Genomic DNA, 26,409 nt, shown 5'->3' on the forward strand with positions numbered 1-26,409 from the left:
ATTGTCCTCGCCTCGCGCCACCTGGCCGGGCGGGTGGACCGTGTTTACCAGAGCCGTCCTTGCGCCACCGCGAGCGTATCGTCAGCGGTCAACTGCCCCCTCGGACACCATCGCGTGGGACCTCGGCCTTATGGTCGGGGTCCCTGTTGCGTTTTCGTGGCTGATTGTGATGCGCAGGGCTTCGTAGGGTGGGCCTTTCTTGTCGGCGCCGGCTGCGTGGATGCGCTGTGCAATGCCTCCAAGACTCTCAGTGATCTCTCGGATCGGTTGTTCGTCGAGTGGGGATTCCTTCTTCGGAGTGAGGGTGGGGGCGCGTCGAGTTCTTTCTCCGCGCTGCATCCTTGTCTTCCTGCGCCTCATTGATCCACTGGGTGACGACGAGGGGTCGGCTCCGGCTTCGAGAGCTGCTTCTTGGTAGCGGGCAAGTCGTCCACTCACCCTCGCAAGCGCCGCAGCAAGCACCGCAGAGACTCACACACCCGAGCGGCTTCCTGGTCTTTGAATTCGCAGCGCTCGCATTGTCAGCGGTCGCGGTCGCAGAGGTTGTCCAACCTGCTGCCTGGCGGCGCCAACTCCTTCTCCTTCGAGGACAGTTCGCGGCCAGCGAGTGCGCACAGGCGGTCGATCCAGTCGCCGGGGTCGAGGGACATCAACCGGGCGTCGCCGCCGTCGACGAAGGCGAGCCGTCCGCCGTTCGAGGTCAGGTCGCTGGTCGCAGCGTAGCCGGGCATGAAGTGGTACCGCTCGCTGCGGCTGCGGACGTCCCACACGGTGAACTCGTTCGTCTGACCCTGCGTGCCCAGGGTGTCCGCGGAGAAGAAGCCGCCGAGCCAGTAAGCGCCCTCGTAGGTCAGGGGTTGGCGCCATTCTTTCCTGGGCATGTCCCACAGCTCGACCACGCCGCCGTATTCCAGGACGGCCAGCAGGTCTCCGGTGGGCGCGAAATCAATCTGCTTGATCGAGCGGTATCCGCGCTTCCTGTGGATTGTCTCGACTGACTCGCCCTTGTCGAAGTCCCAGATCTCGATCCGTCCATCGCCCGCGGTGCGGATCGCGGCCTGTGCATGTCCAGGACGCGCCGATGCGAACGTGTTCGCCGCGGCGTTCGCGACCTCGGCCGGCTCCTGGAGCGCTGGACGGTACACCGCACCGTCGATCCGCCCGGTCGACAGCCGCCATCGGCTGACGTACGACATCGCGGAGATCACGGCGTGGTCGTCGTCCTGGAAGGACACGTTCACCCAGGCCGGGGTGAGGCCGGTCCTCTCGTCGGGGCCGGCCGGGCCGATGCCCGGGGGCATCGGCAGATCGAGCCGGCCGTCCTCGGCGAGGACGGGGTTCCCGGAGCCGTCCGCCAGCCGCCACACGAGCACGGAGCGGCCGTCGGCGGACAGGGTCAGCAGCCGCCTGCCGTCCGGCGTGAACGACGCGTACTGCCGTGCCAGGGGACGCGAAGGACGTGCCTGCCCGAGGAAGCGGTGCGAAGTCAGGTCCCACAGGCGCAGGCTTTTGCCGTCCGCGCTGACCGAAGCGATGCGACGGTGGTCGGCATCGACAGTCTTGACCGGGCTCAGCAGCATGTCGCTGTCGAAGACCGTCGGTACGGGAACTCGCACCGTGACGACGCTGCCTCCCATCGCCACCGCGGCCCGCAGCGCGTTCGGCGGCCCGGTGAACGCGAAGGCGGGCAGCTGTGCCTGACCGGTGACGGCCTGGTCCTGCGGAGCGGGCGCGGGCAAGTCGAGGAGCCGGGGTCGGCCCTTGTCGATGTCGAGCACCAAGAACTGGTACCGGCCCAGCTTCGTCCCGACGCGCCGGACGGGATTGAGCAGATAACGGCCCGTGTGGTCGAGGCGGGGTGCGTACAGCGGGCACAGCAACCCGAACTGCCGGTTGCTGTAGGAGCGCCACACCCTCGGCGTCCCCGAGAGGTGCCATGCTTCCAGAGCCCCTTGGGGTGTGCACCGGACGAGCGTCGTGCCGTCGCCGCTGACCGTGACGGGACCGGTCGTCCCCGTGCCCCAAGGTGTCTGCCGGCGCGCGCTGTCCAGCTGCCACGTCACCAGTCGGGCACCCGCGTCCTCTCCTCCGTTCTGCGGTGTGAGTCGGCCGATGACGGTGTCGTCGTCGCTGCCGAACCACGCCTGGGCCACTTTCCAGCCGCCGGGGGCGGTGAGGGTCCTGCCGAGGCGCCGGCCGTCCTCGGTCCGCCAGACGAGAACCCCCTCGCCGCTGACGGCGGCCAGGATGCGCCGCCCCGTGGCGTCGAAGCGCAGATCGGTGGCCTCGCGGGGGTTGCGGCGAACGTCCTCGTTGCCGCGCAGGGTGATGTTGCGCCAAGGTTTCTTCTCCCCCTCATGGACGCCCAGGGACACATGGCCCCAGCTCGAGGCACGGGCGGAGACAGATCCGTCGGGCGAGATCGCCAGCAGGTCGGTGCCATTGCCCTTCACCAGCGAGCGCATGGCGGTCTGCACGCCTTTGTCGTCCAGATCCAGATCGATCGTCTCGCCGCTGCGCAGCAGGGCGTGCATCCGTCTGCCGTCCTCGCTCACGACGACGTCCTGAACCTCGCCGCGGCCTTCGAGTACCACGTCGTCGACGTTCCGCATCCTCAGGTACTGGGCGACCAGGGCGGACCTGGACTCGGCCCCGTCCGCGGTCTCGTAGGCCGCGGTGGCGAAGAGCCCCGAGGTGATCAGCGATACGTCGTCGAGCTCTTCGGCGCGTGTGGCCAACTGCTCGGAGGCTGCCTGCCGCAACTGCGAGTCGAGCTCGCTGTTCTTGGTGACGTACAGGAGCGCGATGACCAGCACGATCGCGGTGGCGGTTGCCAGAAGTCCGGTCAGTGCACGCTTGACCCGCCGGTTCACCGCTTCGGCTCGCGCCACAGCCGCCCGCCGCCGCTCGCTCTCCTCGACGAACTTCCGTTCATCAGGCGTGAGTTCACCGGGCCGCTCGTCCAGCATGCGTCTGGCTACTTCGAGTCGCTCTCCGGCGAGGAGCTGCTCCGTCTCCTGTCCGGCGCTGCGCCAGTTGTCGATGGCGTGCCGCAGCCCCGCTCGCCAGGCCAGGAACTCCTTGTTCCGGGCAACCTGGTCCGCCAGGGTCGGCCAGACGGTGATCAGCGCCTCATGCGCGAGTTCGACGGTCCGCCCGTGCTCCGGGTCCGTGCCCAGGACGAGGATCCGCCCGCGGGCCAGCGCATCGGCGATGCGCCACTTCTCCGGGCCCGTCTCCGCCCGGGTGAGCACGGCCCGCAGCGGTGCTTCTCCGCCGGGCAGCACCCGCACCAGAGCGGTCAGCAGCCGCAGTGCATCGTCCCGGTCACCCTCGCCGACCGCCGTGTCCCACACGTTCTGCGCGTGCCGCCCCAGCGCACCGCCGACGCCGCCGGTGGCCTCGTACGTCGCGAACCGCAACCGTCCGACGGACTGATCGTCCCAAAGCCGGCCGAGCACGAAGCCGAGTAGCGGAAGCACCCCGGGCTGGTTGTCGGCGTCGTCGACGATGCGCCGAACGAGCCCGGGATCATAGTCGACCGCCGGCAAGGCCTCGATCGGCCTGCTGACGGCCTGGGTGAGTTGTGCCCGGCTCATCGGGGCGAGCGGGCTCATCGCGCCGCGGCCGAGCGCGGGGCCGATGACCGGATGGGAGAGCGCCGTCTCAAGGAAGTCGGATCTGAGCGTGAGCAGCACCTGCACACCAGGACGTCGGTGCTCCGGGAAGAGGAACCGCACGGCCTCCCCCATGTCCCGATCCGTGCGTGCGAGGAGGCTTTCCGCCTGGTCGAGGACGAGGAGCAGCGGGGCGAGGTCGCCCGTGCGGTCCGGACCCTCCTCGCGGTCCGAGCCGTTCGTGCCGCCTGCGTGATCCGGGTCGTCCGTGCGGCCGGTACGCGCCTGCGCCGCGGCGAGGGCGGACCGAAGCGAACCGGACTCCGTGGCTCGAAGGGTGATGACCTCGTATCCCCTGGCCCGAAGTCTGGGCACCACCCCTGCCAGGGCGAGGGAGGACTTGCCGCAGCCGGATGGACCCACGAGGGTCACGCAGGGGTGATCGGCGTGACCCGCGAGTAGTGCGGTGACGGCCTCGGCCTCGGCATCACGGCCGAAGAAGACGCCCGCGTCGGCTTCCTGGAAGGGGACGAGACTGCGGAAGGGCGACGGGGGGTGAAGTACGCTCGCGAGGGTGGGAACCTCCTCGACCAGGGTCCTGGTGGGGATCAGGAAGCTCTGCTGGGATCCCGACAGCTGAGTGGCGAAGACCATGCCCACGACGGCGGCGGTCTGTTCGTCCCATACGGGGCTGCCGCTGAAGCCTCGGTCGATCGGTGCCCCCTGCGCATCGGCGGCCGACAGCTGCACCCATCCCTCGGCGGTCCCGCCACGCAGTCGACCCACATGCCAGATCCCGCCCGGGGAGTGGTCCGGCAGGCCGAAGACCCGTACGTCATGGCCCCACGCGGTCTCGGGTCCCGCCATCCGCACCGGTTCCGCACGCGGGAGCGGGGTCCGCACACGCAGTACGGCGATGTCCCCGGTGCCGTCGTCCCTGACGGGGACCCAGTGCTCGATCGTGGCTCGGGATCGGGCACCGCCGGCCAGCACCAGCTCCACCAGGACCTCGGCACCCGGTGCCGGCGACTCGCCCCGCGGCCGGTTCAGGGCATCCGCGACGACGTGCGCGCAGGTGAGCACCAGGTCGGGAGCGATGACGAAGCCCGCTCCGCCCGTGCCCCCGTCGGCCCCGGACACCCGGACCACCGCCGCCGCGAGGGCCGTCTCAGGGCTTCTGGAGTGTGCCGCCGTGTCGAACACTATCGAGCCCCCGTTGCCGAACCGTCCTCATGCCCCTCACATGAGGTCAACTCTCTTGCGCTGTATCATTCGTGACGCCCTGCCGGTCACTCCGGTTCCACGTGAGGCTGACGGAGAAATTGGCCTCCGTCGCGGTGCTGGCGATGACGACGTCGGCCTCCGCCGACAGGGAGACCCCGAACTCAAGCGTGATCTCGTCCGGGGCGTTCGCCAGTCCGCTCAGTCTCCCCACGAAGCTCTCCGCCACGGGCCGCACGGTGTCCAGCATCTCCCCGAACGTCCGCGAGGCCCGTGCGGCCGGACCCCCACCCCTGCCGACCCTCACCAGGGACTCGTCCACTTCACGGATCTGCACTCTGATGACGTCCCCGCCATCCTGCCCCAGTGGAACCTCAACAGTGTGCACACTGCTGCTCATGGCACTCCTTCCTGATCACAGCAAGGAGAGTAGCGAAGCCAACGGCAGTTGCACGCACCAGTGTTGAGCTTCAGCGTGCACTGTGACGCGCCGGTTCGAGCCCGAGCGGGTCCCGGCGGTGACGACGACCCGCAGTTCCGAGATCGACTGGCTCTGCCGGGGCACCGGGCGATTTCACCTTGAGGCCCGGGACCGGTTCCGCGCCGGGGTTCTCGAGGAGGAGCGGGATACATCCGGGTCAAGTTCGCCAAGGCAGACTGTTCGGCCGGTCCGGTCCGCCCCCCAGAGCACCAACTCGGCAGCGGGTTAGGGTTCGACCGAGGGAATTCCGCTCGGTCCATGCGAGCGGCGCCAGGGCCGGACATGGTGTTCGCCCGAGGAGGAGTTGGATGCTGCAGGCACTGGGATTGGGGCCAGCCGAAGAGGTCATCTACACGGCGCTGCTGGCCCGACCGGCAGCCTCGCAGGAACTCGCCCGGCAGACCGGACTCGAGCAGGCCGAAACCGCCCGCATCCTGCTTGACCTGGAGACACGCGGCCTGGTGGCGGTCGCCACCGAAGCCGAGAGGGGGGCATCCGACTCGGCTGACTGTGGGGCCGGCCTCCAGCCCGCCCGCTACCGGCTCACACCGCCCTCGGTGGCACTGGCCCCGTTCCTGGTTGAGCAGCGCAATGCGCTGCACCAGGCCGAGAGCGCGTTTTCGATGCTCGTCGAGCAGTACCGCAGTACCGCTGCTCACTCCGCGGGCGGTGTCGTGGAGGTCGTCGTAGGCGTGGAGCAGGTCGCCCACCGGTTCCATCAACTGGAGCGGGGGGCCCAGCGGGAGCTGCTCGTCTTCCTCGTCGGCGCGCCCGTCGCGGTGCCGCGCGATGACGCCGACATGTCGGAGAGTTTCGCGCTGGATCGCGGAGTCGACTTCCGGGTCGTGGCGGCCAAGGACTACCTCGATGGTCCCGATGTAGCGAGGGATGTGCGGGCAGCCATCGCGGCAGGCGTCGAACTCCGCCTGGTCGACTCGCTGCCGTTGAAGATGGTCGTCTCGGACCGGGAGCGCGCCATGGTGCCACTGGACATGGACTCCGGCGGCGAGCCGAGCGCGATCGTGGTGCACCGCAGCGGCCTGCTGACGGCCCTGGTCCATCTCTTCGAAAAGGAGTGGGCCGAGGCCCGGCCGCTGCACACCACCAACACGGGTGTGCACGCGGAGCCGACAGTTGATCAGCAGCCGACCGAGGGCGAACTGGAAGTGCTCTCCTTGCTGTTGGCAGGATTCTCCGACCGGCGGGTGGCCTCTCAACTCGACCTCTCCATACGCACCGTGGAGCGGAGGACACGCCGTCTGATGGACCTTGCCGGAGCGGATTCGCGCCTGCAACTCGGGTGGCATGCGGCCCGAGCCGGCTGGCTTTGACCTCCTCGGCCCGAGGGCCGAGGAGTCTTCGTCCGTTGGTGATCACCTGCGAGGGGTGTCGCCAACTCCTGACGGGTTCCGGTTTCACCGCCGGCGGGCCCGTGGTCCGAGTCTGAATGCGCTCGCGCCTTCTTCGGCGAGATCATCCGGGCGAACGTCGGGTCGGCCGGGCGTATCCCCACCGCCCAGGCCCGAAGCCTCACCGAGCCGACGAGCCAGCTGATGTGACCGCGTGACGGAAATCCGTCATGCGGGAAACCCGTCACGCGTGGCATCCCCACGCAATCCGCATGTCTGCCAGAGTGCAGCCCGCAGCAGCGCATGTTCACAGTGTCAAATAGGAGATTCGATGCGCCTCATAACGCGTATGGCCTTGGGCTCGGCGACCGCCGGCGTCCTGGCCGTCACCGCGGTCGCGCCTTCCGGGGCCGTGGACACACCGCCTGACGGGACCTCGGGGAAGAGACCCGTCATCGGCAGCGGGACCGCAGCGACGGGCGGCAGTCAGGTGACGGTCACGCTCGTCACCGGCGACAAGGTACTGGTGACCACGGACAGGTCGGGTCGCAGTTCGGCGGCGGTGCTGCCCCGCGAGGACGGTACGCAACCGATGGCCCAGACCTATCAGATGGGCAAGGACCTCTACGTCTACCCGGAGGACGCCGCCCAGGCGATCGCCGAGGGCAAGGTCGACGAGCAGTTGTTCAACGTCACTGGGCTCATCCGCCAGGGGTACGACGACACACACACCGACACGCTGCCGCTCATCGCCACCTACCGGAACAGTGTGAACGTTGCGGACAGCGCGCCGGCGGCTCCTCGCGGGGCCGAGCGGGGCCTGAGCCTCCCGGCTGTGGACGGCGTCGCGCTCAGGGCAGGCAAGGACACCGCCGCCACCTTCTGGCAGGACATCACCAACACCCGCTCACGTTCAGGCTCCACGGTGAAGAAGCTGTGGCTGGACGGCAAGGTCAAGGCCACGCTGGACCGGTCCACCGCGCAGGTGCACGCGCCGGAGGCCTGGGCGGCCGGCTACGACGGCAAGGGCACCAAGGTCGCCGTGCTGGACACGGGGGTGGACGCCGAGCACCCGGACCTGGTGGGCCGGGTCGCCGCCTCGCAGAACTTCACGGATTCCAAGACCACCGACGACCGGGTGGGCCACGGCACCCACACCGCCTCCACGGTCGGTGGGTCCGGAGCGGCCAGTGACGGCCGCAAGAAGGGGGTCGCCCCCGGTAGCTCCCTGCTCATCGGCAAGGTCCTCAACGACCAAGGCTACGGCCTGGACTCCTGGATCATCGCGGGGATGCAGTGGGCCGTCGACCAGCAGGCCGACGTCGTCTCCATGAGCCTGGGCAACCCCACGATCGGCGACTGCAGCGACCCGATGGCCCAGGCCACGAAGCAGCTCTCGCAGAACACCCACACCCTGTTCGTCATCGCCGCCGGCAACGCCGGCTCGAACACCGAGACCGTCTCCTCGCCCGGCTGCGTGCCCGGCGTGCTGACCGTCGGTGCCGTCGACCGCGACGACACCACCGCGTGGTTCTCCAGCCGCGGTCCCGTGGCCGTCACCCACACCCTCAAGCCCGAGATCGCCGCCCCCGGCGTCGACATCTCGGCGGCCAACGCAGGCGGCCGCGGCATCTACGCCTACCAGACGATGTCCGGCACCTCCATGGCCACCCCGCATGTCGCAGGCGCCGCGGCCGTCGTCCGCCAGGCCCACCCGGACTGGACAGCGCAGCAGATCAAGGCCGCCCTGGTCTCCTCAGCTCGCACCGGCGGCAAGGTCGCCGGCGCCGACCAGACCGGCGGTGGGGTCCTCGATGTGTTCGGCGCGGTGAACCAGAAGGTGCTCTCCGCGCCCGCCGTCCAGGCCGGCAGCTACAACTGGCCGCAGGATGCCTCGGACCGCACCACCGTGCAGGTGCCCTTCACCAACACCAGCGGCAGCGACCTCACCCTGAACTTGAAGGTCAGCGGCGTGCACGGGAACGACGGCAGCGACGTCAACTCCGGCATCGTCAAGCTGGAGGAGGGCAAGGTGAGGGTCCCCGCGGGGGCCACCGCTCAGGTGCCGTTGCGGATCGACCCCACCGCCCGTCTGAAGGACGCCCAGTACGGTGCGGTCACCGGCCGGATCCTGGCCACCGGCGGCGATGTGCACGTCTCCGTGCCCGTCACGCTCTACGTCCAGCCGGAGACGGTCACCCTCCGGGTCGAGGCCATCGACCGCAACGGCAAGCCCGCGAACGGCACCTCCTCCCTGGACCTCGTGAGCCTCGACATCAACAAGGGTGAGCGCCGCAGCAATTCGGGTGCGACCGACCAGACGTACCGGGTGCGACCGGGCGACTACGCCCTCAGCAGCTTCGTGGCGACGTACGACACGAACAACGCAGCCGAATCGGTCAGCTACCTCGCGCACCCGCAGCTTCGGATCACCCGTGACACCACCGTCGTCCTCGACGCCCGCAAGGCCCACCGGCTGAGCCTGCACACCGACCGCCCTTCGACGGTGAACAACACCACGTTCAGCTACGCCCGCACGTGGGACAACACCTGGCAGATCAGTGGATCGCTCACGGCCGCCAACACCGTCCAGAAGTTCTACGCGGACGTCCAGGGACGTGCCAAGCACGGCACCTTCGAGTTCCGGCCCACCTGGCGTGCGACCGGCTCCGAGAACGGCTCGTCCTACGTCTACAACCTGTCGTTCCCGACCCAGGGTCCGCTGCAGTCCGACCAGGTCTACAAGCCCAAGGACTCCGAGCTGGCCCAGGTCACCGAGACGTGGAAGGCCATGGGCAAGGAGGGCGACTACCTCGACGCGATGTTCATCCGCCCCTCCTGGAGCGGCAACGCCTACCTCCCCGTGAGCCCGTTCGGCACGGTCCACGTGCCCGGTACCCGCACGGCCTACTACACGACCGGCGACGGCGCCTGGTACCACAGCGCGATGACCAGCTTCCCGTTCGCCGCGTTCATGAGTGACCACGAGCGCACCTACCAGGCCGGACAGCGCAGCTCCGAGGAGTGGTACGGCGGCCCCCTGCGGCCGGCCGCGCAACGTGATGCAGCCGGCAACCTGATGCTGGCGGCCGAGCGGCAGGGCGACCTGATCGGCATCCAGACCGCACTCTGGCTCGACGGTTCCGGCGACCACTGGTCCTCCGGCGGCTCGTTCGGCGACCTCGGCAACCTGAGGCTGAAGCGCAACGGTGAGCAGATCGCCACCAGCGCCTGGCCGGACGGCGTGTTCACGGTGCCGGACGAGGACTCCGCGTACGAGCTCACGCAGAACCTGGAGAAGATCCCGTCCTCGGACCGGAACTGGCTGCGCTCTACCGCCGTCACCACCACCTGGAGCTTCCGCTCCCACCGGGAGCCGGACGTCTACTCGCGCGGCCTGCCGATCCTCTTCCCGGCGTACGACATGCCGGTGGACGGCCTGAACACCCTGCCCGCGCGGAGCGGCATCAGGGTCGGCCTGTCGGTCGAGGGCCACGCGGGGTACACCCCGGGCGCGATCAAGGAAGCCTCGCTGTCCTACTCCTACGACGACGGCATCACCTGGACCGAGGCGCCGACCGAGCAACAGGACGGCAAGTGGACAGCCGTCCTCGACCACACCGGCGCCTCCGGCAAGCAGGTCACGATGAAGGCCACCTTCACCGACGCCAACGGCAACGCGGTCACCCAGACCATCAAGCGCGCCTACGACGTGCGGTAACCACGCAGTCCGGCCGGGCGGTCTCCCATCACAGGGCGGCCCGCCCGGCCGGTCGGCTTCGGCGGACTACGGGTCCCGTACAAACTAGGCCCATGGGCGTGCAGGCAACGGCAGGGGAGTCCCGTGCCGCGACCGGGCCGGGTCTGTCGCTGGTCTGGCCGGCTGGACGGTGCTGCCAGCGTGTTCGACCTGCCACAGCTGCCGTCCCGTCCGCTGCCGACAGTGGACGGGTCAGTACCTTTCGGTCCGAGTTGGTCTGGGGATGGGATGGACGTGCTGGGGATCGACGCCTGCGGTAAGCAGGGGTGGGTGGGTATCCGGCTCACTGGCGGCGCGTACGCGGGAAGTCTGGTGGCCGTATCCCTCGCTACGCTGATCGAGCGTGCCGGTGCGGTAGAGGCGATCGCGGTGGACATGCCGCTGGGTCTTGGCGAGAAGGGCTGGCGTGCCGCTGATCTCGCGGCCAAGGCGCTGCTGGGAACGCGACGTAGCAGCGTTTTCCTCATCGCGCCAAGACCCGCATGGCAGGAGATTGATTATCCGGCAGCCGCAAACCGGTGCCAGGAGCTCACCGGGAGTCGGCTGAGCCAGCAGGCGTGGGCGCTGGCACCGAAACTCCTCGAGGCTCGGACGTGCTGGCTTGCCGATGAGCGCATTCACGAGGTGCACCCCGAGGTGTCCTTCTATGCCTTGGCCGACGGGGTGCCGCTGGCGTACGCCAAGAAGACCTGGCGCGGCCAAAACCTGCGCCGCGCACTTCTGGCCGAGGCGGGACTCGTGCTCCCGGACGAGCTCGGAGAGGCCGATCGCGTCGCCGTGGACGATGTACTCGACGCCGCTGCCGCCGCCTGGTCGGCGCACCGGATCGCGCTCGGGATCGCTGAGCGGGTTCCCGTGGTGCCCGAGCCGGACGTGGAGGGCCGCCTCATCGAGATTCGATACTGACGGATTCATCAAGTAGGACCGCGGACCGGGTCGCCGTTCGGTTTGAGGTTGTGCAGGCCCGGCCAGCTGACGATGTGCGTCACCGACTCCAGTCCGGTACCGGTCGTGCCGACCTTGGCCGGCGCCTTTCCGGTGATCGCCGGGACCCGGGTGGCCAGCACGAAGACCACGATGATGGCCAAGTAGGGCGCGTATGCCCTGAAGACGTCCAGCGGCCCGTCGTGCGTGTCGCGGTCGGCGTCCGCGCGGGCGCGGGTCAGCACCCGGGCGTCCACGGACTCGCCGTTGCCCGCGTCCGCCTCGTTGCCGGGGGTCCTCGGCCGGCGGGAGTCACCGCCGACACCGCCGAGGTCACCGCCGAGACCGTCGTCCTCGTCGCTCTCTTGGTACGTCTCCTCGGCGTGCCACACCCGGGTGAACGCCAGGACCGCGAGCGCGGAGGCGAGCGCGGCGATCTGCGTCACAGAGGAACTTCCGTCCGGCGCACCACCAGCAGTCCCAGGGAGGTGCCGCCTCCCGCTGCTCTCCGGGCGTGCTCAGGCCACGACCTTCAGCGCCCCCGCGTCGTACGCCACCCGGCCGCCGACGACCGTGGCCCCGACCGTCAGGTCCGCGATGCGGTCCGGGGCCACGCCGAGAAGGTCGTCGCTGAGGACCGCGAAGTCGGCGAGCATGCCACGGGCCAGGGTGCCCTTGATGTGTTCCTCGTGGACGGCGTGGGCCGAGCCGACCGTGTACGCGTGCAGCGCCTGACGTGCCGTGACCGCCTCGTGCGGGGCGATCGGAGCGCCCGACGCGGTGCGGCGGTTGACCATGTCGGCCATGCTGAGGAGCGGGTCGGAGGCGACCACGGGGGCGTCCGACGAGCCGGGAAGCACCACGCCCGCTTCCAGGAACGACCGCATACGGTAGAGGAGTTGACTGCGGACCGGACCGAGCGCCGCGAGGAGCCCGTCGCCGGTCTCGGACAGGAACCGGCCCTGCGGTACTGGGATCAGGCCGTTCTCGGCGATGCGGGCGACCTGTGCGTCGCTGGTCACGGCCGCGTGCTCGACGCGGTGGCGGACATCGGCGCGCGGGTGCAGCCGCTGTGCCTCCTCGTACGCGTCGAGTACGACGTCGAGGGCGGCGTCCCCGATGGCGTGCGTGGCGATCTGCCAGCCGCAGCGGTGCGCCTCGACGATATGACGGCGGATCTCCTCGGGCTCGTGCTGGAGCAGTCCGCTGTTGCCGGGCGCGTCGTGGTAGTCGCAGCACATCGCCGCCGACCGGCCGATGAGCGAGCCGTCCGACATCATCTTGGTCGGTCCGATCCGCAGCCACTCGTCGCCGAGCCCGGTGCGCAGGCCGAGGTCGAGGCCGTACCAGGTGGCGCCCGGCTCGAAGGCGCCGCAGTCGTGCAACGTGGTGATGTACGGCATGACCGTCATCCGCACGCCGAGCAGGCCCCGTTCGCGTGCGCGGAGGTAGGCGTCCAGGTCGGCGGGCCCGTTGCCGATGCCGTCGATGGCGCCGATGCCCGGCTCCGTCACACTGGTCAGACCCACCTCGAGGGCCGCTCGCGCGCCGGTGGCGATGTGGGCGATCCACTCCTCGGCCGGCTCCGGGCGCAGTACCCGCTCGACCAGGCGCATCGCGGTTTCCTGGAGCAGTCCTTCGGCCCGGTCCTCCGCGTCGCGCACGACATGACCACCGGGCACGTCGGGCACCGCGGACAGGTCGGTGTGTCCGGCCCGCGCGAAGGCCGCCGTATTGGCGACAGCCATGTGGTGGGAGGTGTGTACCAGCCAGACCGGACGGCCTCCGGCCGCCCTGTCGAGGGCCTCGGCGGTCGGGTGGGCACCGATCTTGTTCTGGTCGTAGCCCGCGCCGAGCACCCAGGTGCCTTCGGGCAGGTCCGCGGCCCGCTCGGCGACCGCGGCGTACAGCGCGTCCAGGCTGGGCGCGGCCGCGTACGAGAGGTCCAGCTCGCGCAGCCCCTTGCCGACGTAACTGAGGTGGTGGTGCGCGTCGTTGAAGCCGGGAACCGCGTGTGCGCCGCCGAGGTCGACGACCGTGTCGGCGGTACAGCCCGCCAACTCCTCGTCGAGGGCCACGATCCGGCCGCCGAAGACGCCGAGCGAGGTGGCGGTGGGGCGGTCCGGGTCGAGGGTGGTGAAGCGTCCGTTGCGGAACAGGGCGTCGAGGCGCACGGGGATCAACTCCTTGGGAGAGGACAGGAGGAGGTACGTCGGTGGGTCAGGCGGCCGGCGCCGCAGCTGCCTGCGGCTGCGGTGCCCGCCGGTCGGTGACCCGGGCGAGTACGGCGACGCAGGCCGTGGTGAGCAGCAGCAGGACGGCGTAGAACGCGACCACGGGCCAGACGGAGCCGCCGCCGGACGTCAGCAGGGCCTGCGCCACCAGCGGGGTCGTGCCACCGATGAGCGTCGAACACAGCTGGTACGAGAGGGAGATACCGGTGTAGCGGACGCGGGACGGGAAGGCACGGGCGAGGAATCCGGCCAGGACGGCGTAGTACCCGGAGCCGCTGATCATGGCGAGCGCGATGCCGAGGAACACCAGGAGCGGCCGCGCCGTCTCGATCATGAGGAACATCGGGGCGGCGACGACGACATTGGCGAGCAGTGAGCACACCATGAACCGGGCCTCGCCGACCCGTTCGGAGATCAGCGCGGCGATCGGCTGCCACACGAACTGCACCACGGAGAGCCCGAGCAGGATGTAGAGCATCGTCTGCCGGTTCATGTGCAGTTCGTTGGTGGTCCAGGAGAGCACGAACGTGTTGGTGAAGTACGCGGCGGAGATGCCCATGACCGAGGCGCCGATGCCGAGCAGCACCACGCGCCAGCCGGTGCGCAGCACCTCGGCGATCGGGAGCTTCACCACGTCGCCGCGCTCCCTGACCTGTGCGAAGTCGTCCGATTCCTCGACCTTCAGCCGGATCAGGAGGCCCACGACGACGAGCAGTCCCGAGAGCAGGAACGGCACACGCCAGCCCCAGGCCAGGAAGGCCGCGTCGTCCAGGGTGCCCGCGGCGAGGAAGACGAGGGTGGCCAGGATCGCGCCGGCCGGCGAGCCCTGCTGCACCATCATGGCGAAGAAGGAGGCCCGTCCCCTGGGCGCGCTCTCGGACGCCATGAGGACCGCGCCGCCCCATTCACCGCCCACCGCGATGCCCTGCACCGCGCGCAGGAGAGCGAGCAGGATGGGTGCCGCGACCCCTATCCGCGCGTGCGTGGGCAGCACGCCGACCAGGAAGGTGGCGACTCCCATCAGGAGCAGCGTGGTGACGAGGGTGCCCTTGCGGCCCATGCGGTCGCCGAAGTGGCCGAAAATGATCCCGCCGAGCGGCCGGGCGAGGAAGCCGACCCAGAAGGTGGCGAACGAGGCGAGCACACCCGCGGCGGGCGACACGTCGGGGAAGAACAGCTTGCCGAAGACCAGCGCGGAGGCCGTTCCATAGATGTAGAAGTCGTACCACTCGATGGTGGTGCCGACGAACGAGGCGAGACCCGCACGGCGGGCCCGGCTCGAAGTACGGGATCTCCCGAGGGCGGGGGACGGGACGTTCATGGGGCCTCCGGCGGACGGGCCAGGCGGTGAACAGGACGTGCCCTCAGTTTGAATTCGGCCACTCATGCCGTCTAATACTTGATGGGCAAGGTCCCCATGCCTCTGAGGCATGGAAGCCCGCGAAGGCCCGGAGGTCAAACATGGAGCTGCGCGTGCTGCGCTACTTCCTCGCCGTCGCCGAGTCCGACTCGGTCACTGCCGCGGCTCGCAAGGTGCATGTCGCCCAGCCCTCCCTGTCGCGCCAACTGAGCGCACTGGAGAAGGACCTGGGCGTCTCGCTGTTCACGCGCCGCCCCGGTTCCCTGACGTTGAACGCCGCGGGCCGCCGCTTTCGGCCCATCGCCCAGGACCTGGTGCGCCGTGCCGAGCAGGCCGCCGAGACGATGGCGGCCGCCGGGCAGGGTGAGGGCGCGGCCTTCACCGTGGTCGCCTCCCCCTCCACGGTGGCCTATCTCCTGGCCCCGTTCATGGCCGGTGGCGCCACCGCGGGGCCCACGTTGCGGGACGCCCTTCAGGAGGAGCCGAGCAAGGTCTTCGACACGCTGATGCGCAGCGACGCCGACCTCGGCATCTCCACGACTCCGGCGCCGGCGCCGCTGGAGTCGGCGTTCCTCGGCCGAACGCCGGTCATCGCGCAGGTGCCGTCCGGTCACCCCTGGAGCGAGCGCACCACGATCACTCTCGCCGAGCTGGTCACCGAACCGCTCATTCTGATGACTCGCTCCAATGTGGCCCGCCTCGTGGTGGACGAGGCCATCAGCCGTGCGGGCCTCACGCCCGCCGGGGTGTCGGAGACCGGTTCCTCGGCCTTCGCGCAGGCGCTCGCCGCGGCGGGCCGAGGGGCGTGCCTGGTCACGGACGACGCCCGCTTCGGCCTCGCGGAACTGGTCGTGCGGACCGCCGACGGGCCACTGACGGTCCCGCTGTATGCCGGGTGGGACGCCTCGCACTATGCCCGTACCGCCCTTCACGCCCTGGTGGACGGCCTGCGCGACTACTGCGACGAACGCAGGCGGCGGTTCCCGGGGCTGTGAACGCGGTCAGCCGGTCAGCCGATCGTCGCCTCGGCCGTCGGCGCGTCGGCCCGGGACGCGTGGAGGCGGGCGTACGCGCCCTGGGCCGCGAGGAGTTGGTCGTGGGTGCCCTGTTCCACGATGCGGCCGGAGTCCATCACGACGATGACGTCGGCGTCCCGGATGGTGGACAGGCGGTGCGCGATCACGAAGCTCGTCCGGCCCGCCCGCAGGGTGTTCATGGCCCGCTGGATCAGCAGCTCGGTGCGGGTGTCCACGGAGCTGGTCGCCTCGTCCAGGACGAGCACGGCGGGCCGGGCGAGGAACGCCCTCGCGACCGTGATCAGCTGCTTCTCCCCGGCGCTGACACCGCCGGACTCGTCGTCCAGGACCGTGTCGTACCCCTGCGACAGGGTGCGGATGAAGCGGTCGGCGCAGGTGGCGCGGGCCGCCTCGACGACGTCCGCGCGGGTCGCGCCCGGGGTCCCGTAGGCGATGTTCTCGGCGATGGTTCCCTTGAACAGCCAGGTGTCCTGGAGGACGAGGCCGAAGCGGCAGCGCAGGTCGTCGCGCTTCATCGCGGCGATGTCGGTGCCGTCCAGGAGGATGCGGCCCGAGTCGATCTCGTAGAAGCGCATCAGCAGGTTGGCGACCGTGGTCTTGCCGGCGCCGCTCGGGCCGACGATCGCCACCGTGCTGCCGGGTTCCACGGACAGTGACAGCCCCTCGATGAGCGGCACGTCGGGGGAGTAGCGGAACGACACGTCCTGGAACTCCACCCGGCCCTCGGCGCGTTCCACAGCGAGCGGGCGGCGCGGTTCGGGATCCTGCTCCGGCGCGTCGAGCAGCGTGAACACCCGCTGCGCGGAGGCCACCCCGGACTGCAGGCGGCCGGCGACCGAGGCGATCTCCACGATCGGCTGGCTGAACTGCCGTGCGTACAGGATGAACGCCTGCACATCGCCCAGCGTCAGCGAGCCGTCCACGACCTTCCAGGCACCGACGACGGCGACCGCGACATAGCCGAGGTTGGCGACGAACATCATCACGGGCTCGATCGCGCCGGACGCGAACTGTGCCCCCGAACCCGCCCGGTACACCGCCTCGTTGCGCTCGTCGAAGCGCCGTTCGGCCTCCGCCCGCCGGTCGAAGGCCTTCACCAGCGCGTGCCCGGCGCACATCTCCTCGACGTGCGCGGTCAGTGTGCCGCTCGCGGCCCACTGGGCGGCGTACCGCGGCTGGGCCCGCTTGGCGATCCAGGCGGCGAGCAGCCCCGACACCGGGACGCTCAGCAGCATCACCCCGGCCAGCGAAGGCGAGATGATCAGCATCAGGGACAGCATGATGACCAGCGAGAACACGGAGCTGATCAGATCGGTCAGGGTCTGCTGGAGGGTCTGCTGGAGGTTGTCGACGTCGTCCGTGCTGCGGCTGAGCGTCTCGCCCGCCGGCTGACGGTCGAAGTGGCGCAGCGGCAGCCGCGCCAGTTTCTCCTGCGCCCGGTGCCGCAGGTCGTGGATGAGCAGGCGGACCACCGAGGCCACCAGCCAGTTCTGCACCAGCATGAACACCGACGCCGTCACGTACAGAACCAGCAGGATCAGCAGCAGCCTGCCGAGCGCCCCGAAGTCGACGCCCGGGGCCGGTCCGCCGTGTCCGAGGACGCCGTCGGCGATCAGGTCGGTGACGCGGCCCAGCAGCAGCGGACCGAACGCGTTGAGGAGGATGCCGACGACACCCGCCGCCAGGGCGAGGCCCACGGACCGGCGGTGCGGGCGCAGCAGACCGGCGAGCCGGCGGACCGGCCGGTCCGATTCACGCGCCTCCTCCTCTCGCGCCTCCTCCTCTCGCGCCTCTTCGTGCTCCTCAGGAACGTCCGGCGCCATGAGCGGTTTCCTCTCGGGTGCGCTGCGAGAGCGCGATCTCGCGGTACGTGGGACTGTCGCGCAGCAGCGCGTCATGGGTGCCGGTGGCGGCGATGCCGCCCTGGTCCAGGACGACGATCCGGTCGGCGTCGCGCACGGAGGCCACGCGCTGCGCCACGGTGATCACGGTGGCGCCCGCCGTGTGGGGGACCAGGGCCTCCCGCAGCGCCGCCTCCGTGCTCTGGTCGAGCGCGGAGAAGGAGTCGTCGAAGAGATAGACGGCGGGGCGGCGCAGCAGCGCCCGTGCGATCGCCAGCCGCTGGCGCTGGCCGCCGGAGACGGTGGTGCCGCCCTGGGCGATCTCCGCGCCGAGGCCGCCGAGCCGGGCCACGAAGTCGTCCGCCTGGGCGACCCGCAGCACCTCCCACAGCTCCTCGTCCGTGGCGTCCGGTCGGCCGAAGCGCAGATTGGTCGCGACGGTCCCGGCGAACAGGTACGGCCGCTGCGGCACGTAGCCCACGGCGCCGGCCAGCACCGACGGGTCCAGTTCGCGCACGTCCGTGCCGCCGATCCGCACCTCGCCCGCGGTCGCGTCGACCAGCCGCAGGATCAGGTGCAGCAGCGTGGTCTTGCCGGAGCCGGTGCTGCCGAGGACCGCGACCCGCTCACCGGGCTTCAGCGTCAGCGACAGGTCCCGCAGCACGGCGTTCTCGGCGCCCGGGTAGCGGAACTCGGCGTCCAGCAGCTCGACCTGCCCGGCGGGACCCGTCATGGGCCGCGGCGCGGTGGGCGGGACGACGTCGGTCTCCGCGTCCAGGACCTCCGTGATCCGCTCCGCGCACACTCGGGCCCGCGGCACGTTCAGGAACACGAAGGCGAGCATCACCACGGACATCAGGATGAGCGACAGATAGCTGAGGAAGGCGCTGAGCGAGCCGATCTGCATGCTGCCCGCGTCGATCCGCCGTGCCCCCACCCACAGCAGCGCCAGGGTGAAGAGGTTCATCAGCAGCAGAACCGACGGCAGCATCACCGCGATGAGCCGGCCCACCCCCAGGGACAGGCCGAAGAGCTTCTCGTTGGTGCGGGTGAAACGCTCGCTCTCGTAGGAGTCCCGGGCGAAGGAACGCACTACGCGCACCCCGGTGATCCGCTCCCGCAGCAGCCGCCCCAGACGGTCCAGCGTCCGCTGAAGCCGGGCGTACAGCGCGGCCATACGGGCCAGCAGGAAACCGAAGCAGACGCCCACCACCAGCACCATCGGGACGAGGATCAGGGCCAGCGGCACGTCCTGGCGCAGCGCGAGCACCACACTGCCCAGGCACATCAGCGGGGCCGCGACGAAGATGCCGAGCCCGGACTGGGCGAGGTTCTGCACCTGCTGCACGTCGTTCACCGAGCGGGTCAGCAGGGACGGGGTGCCGAAGCGGCCGATCTCACGGGCGGAGAAGTCCAGCACGCGGCGGAAGACCGCGGAGCGCAGGTCCCGCCCGAGGGCGGTGGAGGTGCGCGCGCCCAGGGCCGCGGCACCCAGCGCCGCGCCGATCTGCACCAGCGCCACCACCGCCATCGCCGCGCCGATGGCGCCGATGCGATCGCTGTCCTTGCGGACGACTCCCTCGTCGATGAGCGCGGCGCCCAGCGTCGGCAGCAGCAGCGTGCCGAGGATCTGCACCAGATGCAGGGCGACCAGAGCGACGACGGAACCCGCGTAGGGGCGCAGTCGTGTGCGCATGAGTCTCAACAGCACGGAATGACACCCCGGTTGACGGCGGCCAGGAGCCGCCCGTTGGAACGGAGTCGGCCGGCACGCCGACCCGGTCATTGGATCCCGCACCGCACCCGGATTTCCCTAGTGTTCGCCCCCTCCGCATCGGCCCACCCGGGAATTCCCTAGTAAGTTCGAGAAGCGTTGACATTGACTTCCGCCGCTTGGGAACGTGCCGGTGTCTATCGTCCGGACAGCTTTCTCGAGGCCAGGTCGTCGACCGAGCGCAGCGTTTGGACGGTCTCTTTGCGGTTGAGATGGGAATGAAATGCCCAAGCGCGCACTGATCACCGGAATTACCGGCCAGGACGGGTCCTATCTGGCGGAGCACCTGCTGTCGCAGGGGTACCAGGTGTGGGGTCTCATCCGTGGCCAGGCCAACCCCCGCAAGTCCCGGGTGAGCCGGCTCGTTTCGGAACTGTCCTTCGTGGACGGCGACCTCATGGACCAGGCCAGCCTGGTCTCGGCGGTCGACAGAGTACAGCCGGACGAGGTGTACAACCTCGGCGCGATCTCGTTCGTGCCGATGTCCTGGCAGCAGGCCGAGCTGGTCACCGAGGTGAACGGCATGGGCGTGCTGCGCGTCCTCGAGGCCATCCGCATGGTGAGCGGACTGAGCATGTCCCGCACCGCGGGTCCCGAGGGCCAGATCCGGTTCTACCAGGCGTCCTCCTCGGAGATGTTCGGCAAGGTCGCCGAGACGCCGCAGCGGGAGACCACGCTCTTCCACCCGCGCAGTCCCTACGGCGCGGCCAAGGCGTACGGGCACTTCATCACCCGCAACTACCGCGAGTCGTTCGGTATGTACGCGGTCTCCGGAATGCTGTTCAACCACGAATCGCCCCGTCGTGGCCAGGAGTTCGTGACCCGCAAGATCTCTCTCGCGGTCGCGCGCATCAAGCTGGGGCTCCAGGACAAACTGGCCCTCGGCAACATGGACGCGGTCCGTGACTGGGGCTACGCGGGCGACTACGTCCGCGCCATGCACCTGATGCTCCAGCAGGACGCCGGCGACGACTACGTGATCGGCACGGGAGAGATGCACACCGTGCGCGACGCGGTCCGCTACGCCTTCGAGCACGTGGGCCTCGACTGGGAGGACCACGTCGTCATCGACCCCGACCTCGTGCGGCCCGCCGAGGTCGAGGTGCTGTGCGCCGACAGCTCCAAGGCGCAGGCCCAGCTGGGCTGGAAGCCGAGTGTCGATTTCCCGGAACTCATGCGGATGATGGTCGACGCCGACCTTGCGCTCGTTTCCCGGCAGAACGAACTCGACGACCTTCTGCTGGCGCACAGCTGGTAACGGGCGAAAGCCCCTCCAAGTTCTAGGGATTTCCTGCCGGGCCTCCCTCCAGACTCGCCTCATGGCTTCTCCCGAAGGGGAGTGCCATGTGGCGAGTCGGTGTTCTGCAGCACGGCGCAGAGATTTCGGCGATGCGTGTACGGCCGTCGGCCGTCGGGATGGGTTGAGATGGACAACGAACAGAAGCTCCGGGATTACCTCAAGCTGGCGACCGCCGATCTGCGACGCGCGCGGCGGCGTGTGAGCGAGCTGGAGTCGTCGGCCCAGGAACCGATCGCCATCGTCGGCATGACCTGTCGCTACCCCGGTGGCGTCAGCAGCCCCGAGGACCTGTGGCGGATGGTGGAGGCCGGCGAGAACGGCGTCACCCCGTTCCCCGCCGACCGCGGCTGGGACATGGAGGCGCTCGCCTCCTCGCCGACCTCCCGCGGTGGATTCCTGCACGACGCAGCGGACTTCGACGCGGACTTCTTCGGCATCTCACCGCGCGAGGCGGTCGCCATGGACCCGCAGCAGCGGGTCGTCCTGGAGTCCGCCTGGGAGGCGTTCGAGCGGGCCGGCATCGACCCCACCTCGGTCAAGGGCAGCCGCACCGGCGTCTTCATCGGTGCCATGGCCCAGGACTACCGGGTCGGCCCCGCCGACGGCGCCGAGGGCTTCCAGCTCACCGGCAACACCGGCAGCGTGCTGTCCGGCCGCATCTCGTACACCTTCGGCACGGTCGGTCCCGCCGTCACCGTCGACACCGCCTGCTCCTCCTCCCTGGTCGCCCTCCACCTCGCCACCCAGGCGCTGCGCGCGGGCGAGTGCACCCTCGCCCTCGCGGGCGGCGTCACCGTCATGTCCGGCCCCGGCACCTTCATCGAGATGGGCCGCCAGGGCGGACTGTCCGCCGACGGCCGCTGCCGCTCCTTCGGCGACACCGCCGACGGCACCGGCTGGGCCGAGGGCGTCGGCATCCTCGTCCTGGAACGCCTCTCCGACGCGATCCGCAACGGCCGCGAGATCCTCGCCGTGGTCCGCGGCACCGCCGTCAACCAGGACGGTGCCTCCAACGGCCTCACCGCGCCCAACGGCCCCTCGCAGCAGGCGGTCATCGAGCAGGCCCTCGTCAACGCCCGGCTCTCCGCGGGCGACATCGACGTCGTCGAGGCGCACGGCACCGGCACCACCCTCGGCGACCCCGTCGAGGCACAGGCGCTGCTCGCCACCTACGGGCAGAACCGTGACGAGGACAAGCCGCTGCTGCTCGGCTCGGTGAAGTCCAACATCAGCCACACCCAGGCCGCCGCCGGTGTCGCCGGTGTCATCAAGATGGTCATGGCGATGCGGCACGGCGTGCTGCCCCGCACCCTCCTCGCCGACGAGCCCACCCGTCACGTCGACTGGTCGCAGGGCGCCGTCCGCGTCCTCACCGAGAACACCGAATGGCCCGCCACCGGCGCCCCCCGCCGCGCGGCCGTCTCCTCCTTCGGCATCAGCGGCACCAACGCCCACACCATCGTCGAGCAGGCCCCCGAGCCGGAGCCCGCCGACACCGAGGACGACACCCCGGACACCCCGGCCGCCGTCACCGGCGTGGTGCCCGTGCTGCTCTCCGGCCGCGGTCCCGAGGTGCTGCGCGCCCAGGCCGCCGCCCTGCTCACCACCCTCGGCACCGGCACCCCGCCCGCGCTGACGGACACCGCCTACTCGCTCGCCACCACCCGCACCGCGTTCGAGCACCGGGCCGTCCTGCTCGCCGCGAGCCTGCCCGGCCTCACCGAGCGGCTGACCGCGATCGCCGACGGCACCGACCCGGCCGCCCTGGCCGACACCGTCACCGGCACCGCCCGCACCGAGACCCGCCTCGCCGTCCTGTTCACCGGACAGGGCGCCCAGCGCCTCGGCGCCGGCCGCGAACTCGCCGCCCGCTTCCCGGTGTTCGCCGCCGCCCTGGACGCCGCCCTCGACGCCTTCACCCCCCACCTGGACGTGCCGCTGCGCGAGGTGCTGTGGGGCGAGGACGCCGCCCGCCTCGACCGCACCGAGTACGCGCAGCCCGCGCTGTTCGCCGTCGAGGTCGCCCTCTACCGTCTGCTGGAGTCCTTCGAGGTCAAGCCGGACCACCTGGCCGGCCACTCCGTGGGCGAGATCGCCGCCGCGCACGTCGCCGGCGTGCTCTCCCTCGACGACGCGGCCACCCTGGTGGCCGCCCGCGGCCGTCTCATGCAGGCGCTGCCCGAGGGCGGCGCGATGGTCGCCGTGCAGGCGAGCGAGGAGGAGGTCGCCCCGCTGCTCGCCGGCCACGAGGACCTGGTGTCCCTCGCCGCCGTCAACGGCCCCTCCGCCGTCGTCCTCTCCGGCGACGAGACCACCGTCACCGAGCTGGCGGCCCGCCTGGCCGCCGACGGACGCAGGACGAGCAGGCTGCGCGTCTCGCACGCCTTCCACTCGCCGCTCATGGCACCGATGCTCGACGAGTTCCGGAGCGTCGTCGAAGGCCTCACGCTGCACAGCCCGCTGCTGCCCGTCGTCTCCAACGTCACCGGTGAGCCGGCCACCGTCGCCCAGCTCACCTCGCCCGACTACTGGGTCGACCACGTCCGCCACGCCGTCCGCTTCGCCGACGGCATCGACTGGCTCGCCCGGCACGACGTCACCGCCTTCCTCGAACTCGGCCCCGACAGCGTCCTGTCCGCCCTGGCACAGAACTGCCTGGACGCCGCCGGCTCCGATGCCGTCACCGTGCCCGCGCTGCGCGAGGGCCGCCCCGAGGACCACACCTTCACCGCCGCGCTCGCCGCGCTGCACACCCACGGCACCACGCTGCGCTGGGACGCCTGCTTCACCGGCATCGGAGCCCGCCGCACCGACCTGCCGACGTACACCTTCCAGCGCCGCCGCTACTGGCCGCGCGCCGTCCAGGGCGGCGCCGCCGACCTGCGCTCCGTCGGACTCGGCGCCGCCCACCACCCGCTGCTGTCCGCCGCGGTCTCCCTCGCCGACTCCGAGGGCGCCCTGCTGACCGGCCGGATCTCCCTGCTCAGCCACCCGTGGCTCGCCGACCACACCGTCCGCGGCACCACCCTGCTGCCCGGCACCGCCTTTCTGGAGCTGGCCGTCCGCGCCGGCGACGAGGTCGGCTGCGACCGGGTCGACGAACTGACTCTGGCGGCACCGCTCGTCCTGCCCGAACAGGGCGGTGTCCAGGTGCAGCTGTGGATCGGCAACCCGGACGAGTCCGGCCGCCGCAGCGTCACGATCTACGGCCGCCCCGACGCCGACGAGGACGCCCCCTGGACGTCCCACGCCACCGGTGTGCTCTCGCCCTCCCGCGCCGCCACCGACTTCGACGCCACCGTCTGGCCCCCGGCCGGTGCCGAGGCCCTCCCCGTGGACGGCCTCTACGACCGGCTCGCCGAGGGCGGCTTCGGCTACGGCCCGCTCTTCCAGGGCCTGCGGGCCGCCTGGCGCCGCGGCGACGAGGTGTTCGCCGAGGTCGTCCTGCCCGAGTCCGGCCACACCGACGCCCAGTCCTTCGGCCTGCACCCCGCGCTCCTCGACTCCGCCCTGCACGCGGCGTCGTTCGTCGACCTCGACGAGCGCGCCGCCGGCGGACTGCCCTTCTCCTGGGAAGGCGTCAGCCTGCACGCGAGCGGCGCCACCACGCTGCGGGTGCGGCTCGCACCGGCGGCCGGCGACGCCGTCGCGATCGCCGTCGCCGACGACGCGGGACAGCTCGTCCTGTCCGCCGACTCGCTGATCCTGCGCGCGGTCGCGGCCCGCGAGATCGACGCCGCCGCCGCGCTGGTCCGCGACGCCCTGTTCCGCCTCGACTGGGTACCCGTCACGGCCGTAGCCGCCTCCGGCACCGCCGCCCTCGTCGGCGAGGACCCCTTCGGCCTGCGCGCCCTGCCGCAGTTCGGCGAACTCGCCGTCCACGAGGACCTCGCGGCCCTCGCCGCCGCCGACGGCGCCGTCCCGGACACCGTGCTGCTGCCGCTCACCGGCACCGGCCCGGACGCCGACCCCGTCACCGCCGCACACCGCGCCGCCACCGACGCCCTCGCCGCCGTACAGACCTGGCTCGACGAGCAGGACGAGCGGTTCGCCGCCTCCCGGCTTGCCCTGGTCACCCGGGGCGCCACCACCGGCCACGACCCGGCCGCCGCCGTGGTCTGGGGCCTGGTGCGTTCCGCGCAGTCCGAGAACCCCGGCCGCTTCCTCCTCGTCGACCTCGACGCCGAGCAGGACCTGCCCGCTCTCCCGGCCGCCGCGCTCACCTCCGAGGAGCCGCAGCTCGCCGTGCGCGGTGACGAGCTCCGTGCCGCCCGTCTGGTCCGTCGTCCCGCTTCCACTGCCGAGGCCGTTCGGGTGTTCGGTGGGGAGGGTGCGGTGTTGGTGACGGGTGGTACTGGTGGTCTGGGTGCGGTGGTGGCGCGTCATCTGGTGGCCGGGTACGGGGTGCGTGAGCTGGTTCTGGTCAGTCGTCGTGGTGGTGAGGCCGTGGGTGCGGCCGAGCTGGTGGCGGAGTTGGCGGAGTCGGGTGCGCGGGCGACGGTGGTGGCGTGTGATGTGACGGATCGTGGGGCGGTGGCCGAGTTGGTGGCCGCGTATCCGGTGTCGGCGGTGGTGCATTCGGCGGGTGTGCTGGACGACGGTATGGTCGCGTCTCTTACTGCGGAGCGGCTGTCCGCCGTGCTGCGTCCGAAGGTGGATGCGGCGTGGAATCTGCATGAGGCGACGCGTGGTCTGGATCTGGACGCGTTCGTGGTGTTCTCGTCGGTCGCCGGTGTCTTCGGCAATGCGGGTCAGGCCAACTACGCGGCGGGCAACGCCTTCTTGGACGCCCTGATGGAGCACCGTCGTGCGGCCGGCCTGCCGGGTCTGTCGCTGGCCTGGGGCCCCTGGGAGCGGACCGGCGGCATGACCGGCGACCTCTCCGAGGACGACCTGCGCCGCCTGGCCCGCATCGGCACCCCCGCCCTCACCGTCGAGCAGGGCCTCGCTCTCTTCGACGCCGCCCTCGACGGCGACGACGCCGCGCTCACCCCCGTCCGCCTGGACCTCTCCGTCCTGCGCGCCGCGGGCGATGTACCGCCCCTGCTGCGCTCCCTCATCCGCGGTCGCTCCCGCCGCGCCGCCGTCGCCGGGTCCGCCACCGCCGGCGGCCTCGCCCAGCGCCTGGCCCGCCTGGACCGCGAGAGCCGCGACGAACTGGTTCTCGACCTCGTCCGCGGCCAGGTCGCCCTGGTGCTCGGCCACGCCACCGGCGCCGACATCGACGCCGGCCGCGCCTTCCGCGAGCTGGGCTTCGACTCCCTCACCGCCGTCGAGCTGCGCAACCGCCTGAACACGGTCACCGGACTGCGCCTGCCCGCCACTCTCGTCTTCGACTACCCGACGGTCAGCCACCTGGCCTCGTACATCCTGGACGAACTCCTCGGCACCGAGGTCGAGGTGGAGGCCGTACAGCGCACGGCGGCCGTGGCGGACGATCCGATCGTGATCGTGGGTATGGCCTGCCGCTATCCGGGCGGGGTGGCCTCGCCCGAGGATCTGTGGCGCCTG

General features: G+C 70.8%; 13 protein-coding genes and 1 pseudogene. 7 read left to right on the forward strand and 7 right to left on the reverse strand.

What is annotated here, in order from left to right:
* Positions 1-521: 521 nt before the first annotated feature.
* Positions 522-4,757, reverse strand: a complete 4,236-nt coding sequence (locus tag ACIQMV_RS11315) for a trypsin-like peptidase domain-containing protein (protein ID WP_402592439.1) — start codon at positions 4,755-4,757, stop codon at positions 522-524.
* A gap of 109 nt (positions 4,758-4,866) precedes the next feature.
* On the reverse strand, positions 4,867-5,238 hold the full coding sequence (locus ACIQMV_RS11320) for a CU044_2847 family protein (RefSeq protein WP_402592440.1): 372 nt from the start codon (positions 5,236-5,238) through the stop codon (positions 4,867-4,869).
* Positions 5,239-5,338: 100 nt separating this feature from the next.
* Here ACIQMV_RS11320 and ACIQMV_RS11325 point away from each other — a divergent pair.
* The 4 genes and pseudogenes from ACIQMV_RS11325 to ACIQMV_RS11340 form a co-directional block, all read left to right on the forward strand.
* Positions 5,339-5,455: pseudogene (locus ACIQMV_RS11325) on the forward strand (prolyl aminopeptidase); the annotation flags it as partial.
* Between the two features lie 172 nt (positions 5,456-5,627).
* A complete protein-coding gene (locus tag ACIQMV_RS11330) occupies positions 5,628-6,650 on the forward strand; it encodes a helix-turn-helix domain-containing protein (RefSeq protein WP_402592441.1) in 1,023 nt (340 codons plus the stop codon).
* 349 nt (positions 6,651-6,999) lie between these two features.
* Positions 7,000-10,389 carry a S8 family peptidase gene (locus ACIQMV_RS11335; RefSeq protein WP_402592442.1) on the forward strand — a complete coding sequence of 1,130 codons (3,390 nt, stop codon included), beginning with the start codon at positions 7,000-7,002 and terminating at the stop codon, positions 10,387-10,389.
* A 267-nt stretch (positions 10,390-10,656) separates the two neighbouring features.
* Complete coding sequence (locus tag ACIQMV_RS11340; protein WP_402592443.1) at positions 10,657-11,334, forward strand: DUF429 domain-containing protein; 678 nt, start codon at positions 10,657-10,659, stop codon at positions 11,332-11,334.
* A gap of 8 nt (positions 11,335-11,342) precedes the next feature.
* On the opposite strand, the gene ACIQMV_RS11345 is transcribed toward ACIQMV_RS11340, so the two are convergent.
* From ACIQMV_RS11345 to ACIQMV_RS11355, 3 genes are all read right to left on the reverse strand, one after another.
* Positions 11,343-11,798, reverse strand: coding sequence for a hypothetical protein (locus tag ACIQMV_RS11345; protein ID WP_402592444.1), 456 nt, complete (start codon positions 11,796-11,798; stop codon positions 11,343-11,345).
* 72 nt (positions 11,799-11,870) lie between these two features.
* On the reverse strand, positions 11,871-13,526 hold the full coding sequence (locus tag ACIQMV_RS11350; protein WP_402592445.1) for an amidohydrolase: 1,656 nt from the start codon (positions 13,524-13,526) through the stop codon (positions 11,871-11,873).
* A gap of 46 nt (positions 13,527-13,572) precedes the next feature.
* Complete coding sequence (locus ACIQMV_RS11355) at positions 13,573-14,907, reverse strand: MFS transporter (RefSeq protein ID WP_402592446.1); 1,335 nt, start codon at positions 14,905-14,907, stop codon at positions 13,573-13,575.
* A 140-nt stretch (positions 14,908-15,047) separates the two neighbouring features.
* On the opposite strand from ACIQMV_RS11355, the gene ACIQMV_RS11360 reads away from it, so the two are divergent.
* Positions 15,048-15,941 (forward strand): LysR substrate-binding domain-containing protein, encoded by an 894-nt coding sequence (locus ACIQMV_RS11360; RefSeq protein WP_402592447.1) that lies wholly within the window; start codon positions 15,048-15,050, stop codon positions 15,939-15,941.
* Positions 15,942-15,955: 14 nt separating this feature from the next.
* On the opposite strand, the gene ACIQMV_RS11365 is transcribed toward ACIQMV_RS11360, so the two are convergent.
* Both ACIQMV_RS11365 and ACIQMV_RS11370 read right to left on the reverse strand, forming a co-directional pair.
* A complete protein-coding gene (locus ACIQMV_RS11365; RefSeq protein WP_402592448.1) occupies positions 15,956-17,806 on the reverse strand; it encodes an ABC transporter ATP-binding protein in 1,851 nt (616 codons plus the stop codon).
* Entirely contained in the window at positions 17,787-19,535 is a 1,749-nt protein-coding gene (locus tag ACIQMV_RS11370; RefSeq protein WP_402592449.1) for an ABC transporter ATP-binding protein, read from the reverse strand. Before ACIQMV_RS11370 ends, ACIQMV_RS11365 begins: the two co-directional genes overlap by 20 nt.
* A gap of 286 nt (positions 19,536-19,821) precedes the next feature.
* On the opposite strand from ACIQMV_RS11370, the gene ACIQMV_RS11375 reads away from it, so the two are divergent.
* Together ACIQMV_RS11375 and ACIQMV_RS11380 are read left to right on the forward strand one after the other, a co-directional pair.
* Complete coding sequence (locus tag ACIQMV_RS11375) at positions 19,822-20,856, forward strand: GDP-mannose 4,6-dehydratase (protein WP_141356607.1); 1,035 nt, start codon at positions 19,822-19,824, stop codon at positions 20,854-20,856.
* Between the two features lie 168 nt (positions 20,857-21,024).
* On the forward strand, positions 21,025-26,409 hold a 5,385-nt coding region (locus ACIQMV_RS11380), incomplete at its 3' end, for an SDR family NAD(P)-dependent oxidoreductase (RefSeq protein ID WP_402592450.1).

Source organism: Streptomyces sp. NPDC091412, from assembly GCF_044756885.1.
Classification (GTDB): domain Bacteria; phylum Actinomycetota; class Actinomycetes; order Streptomycetales; family Streptomycetaceae; genus Streptomyces.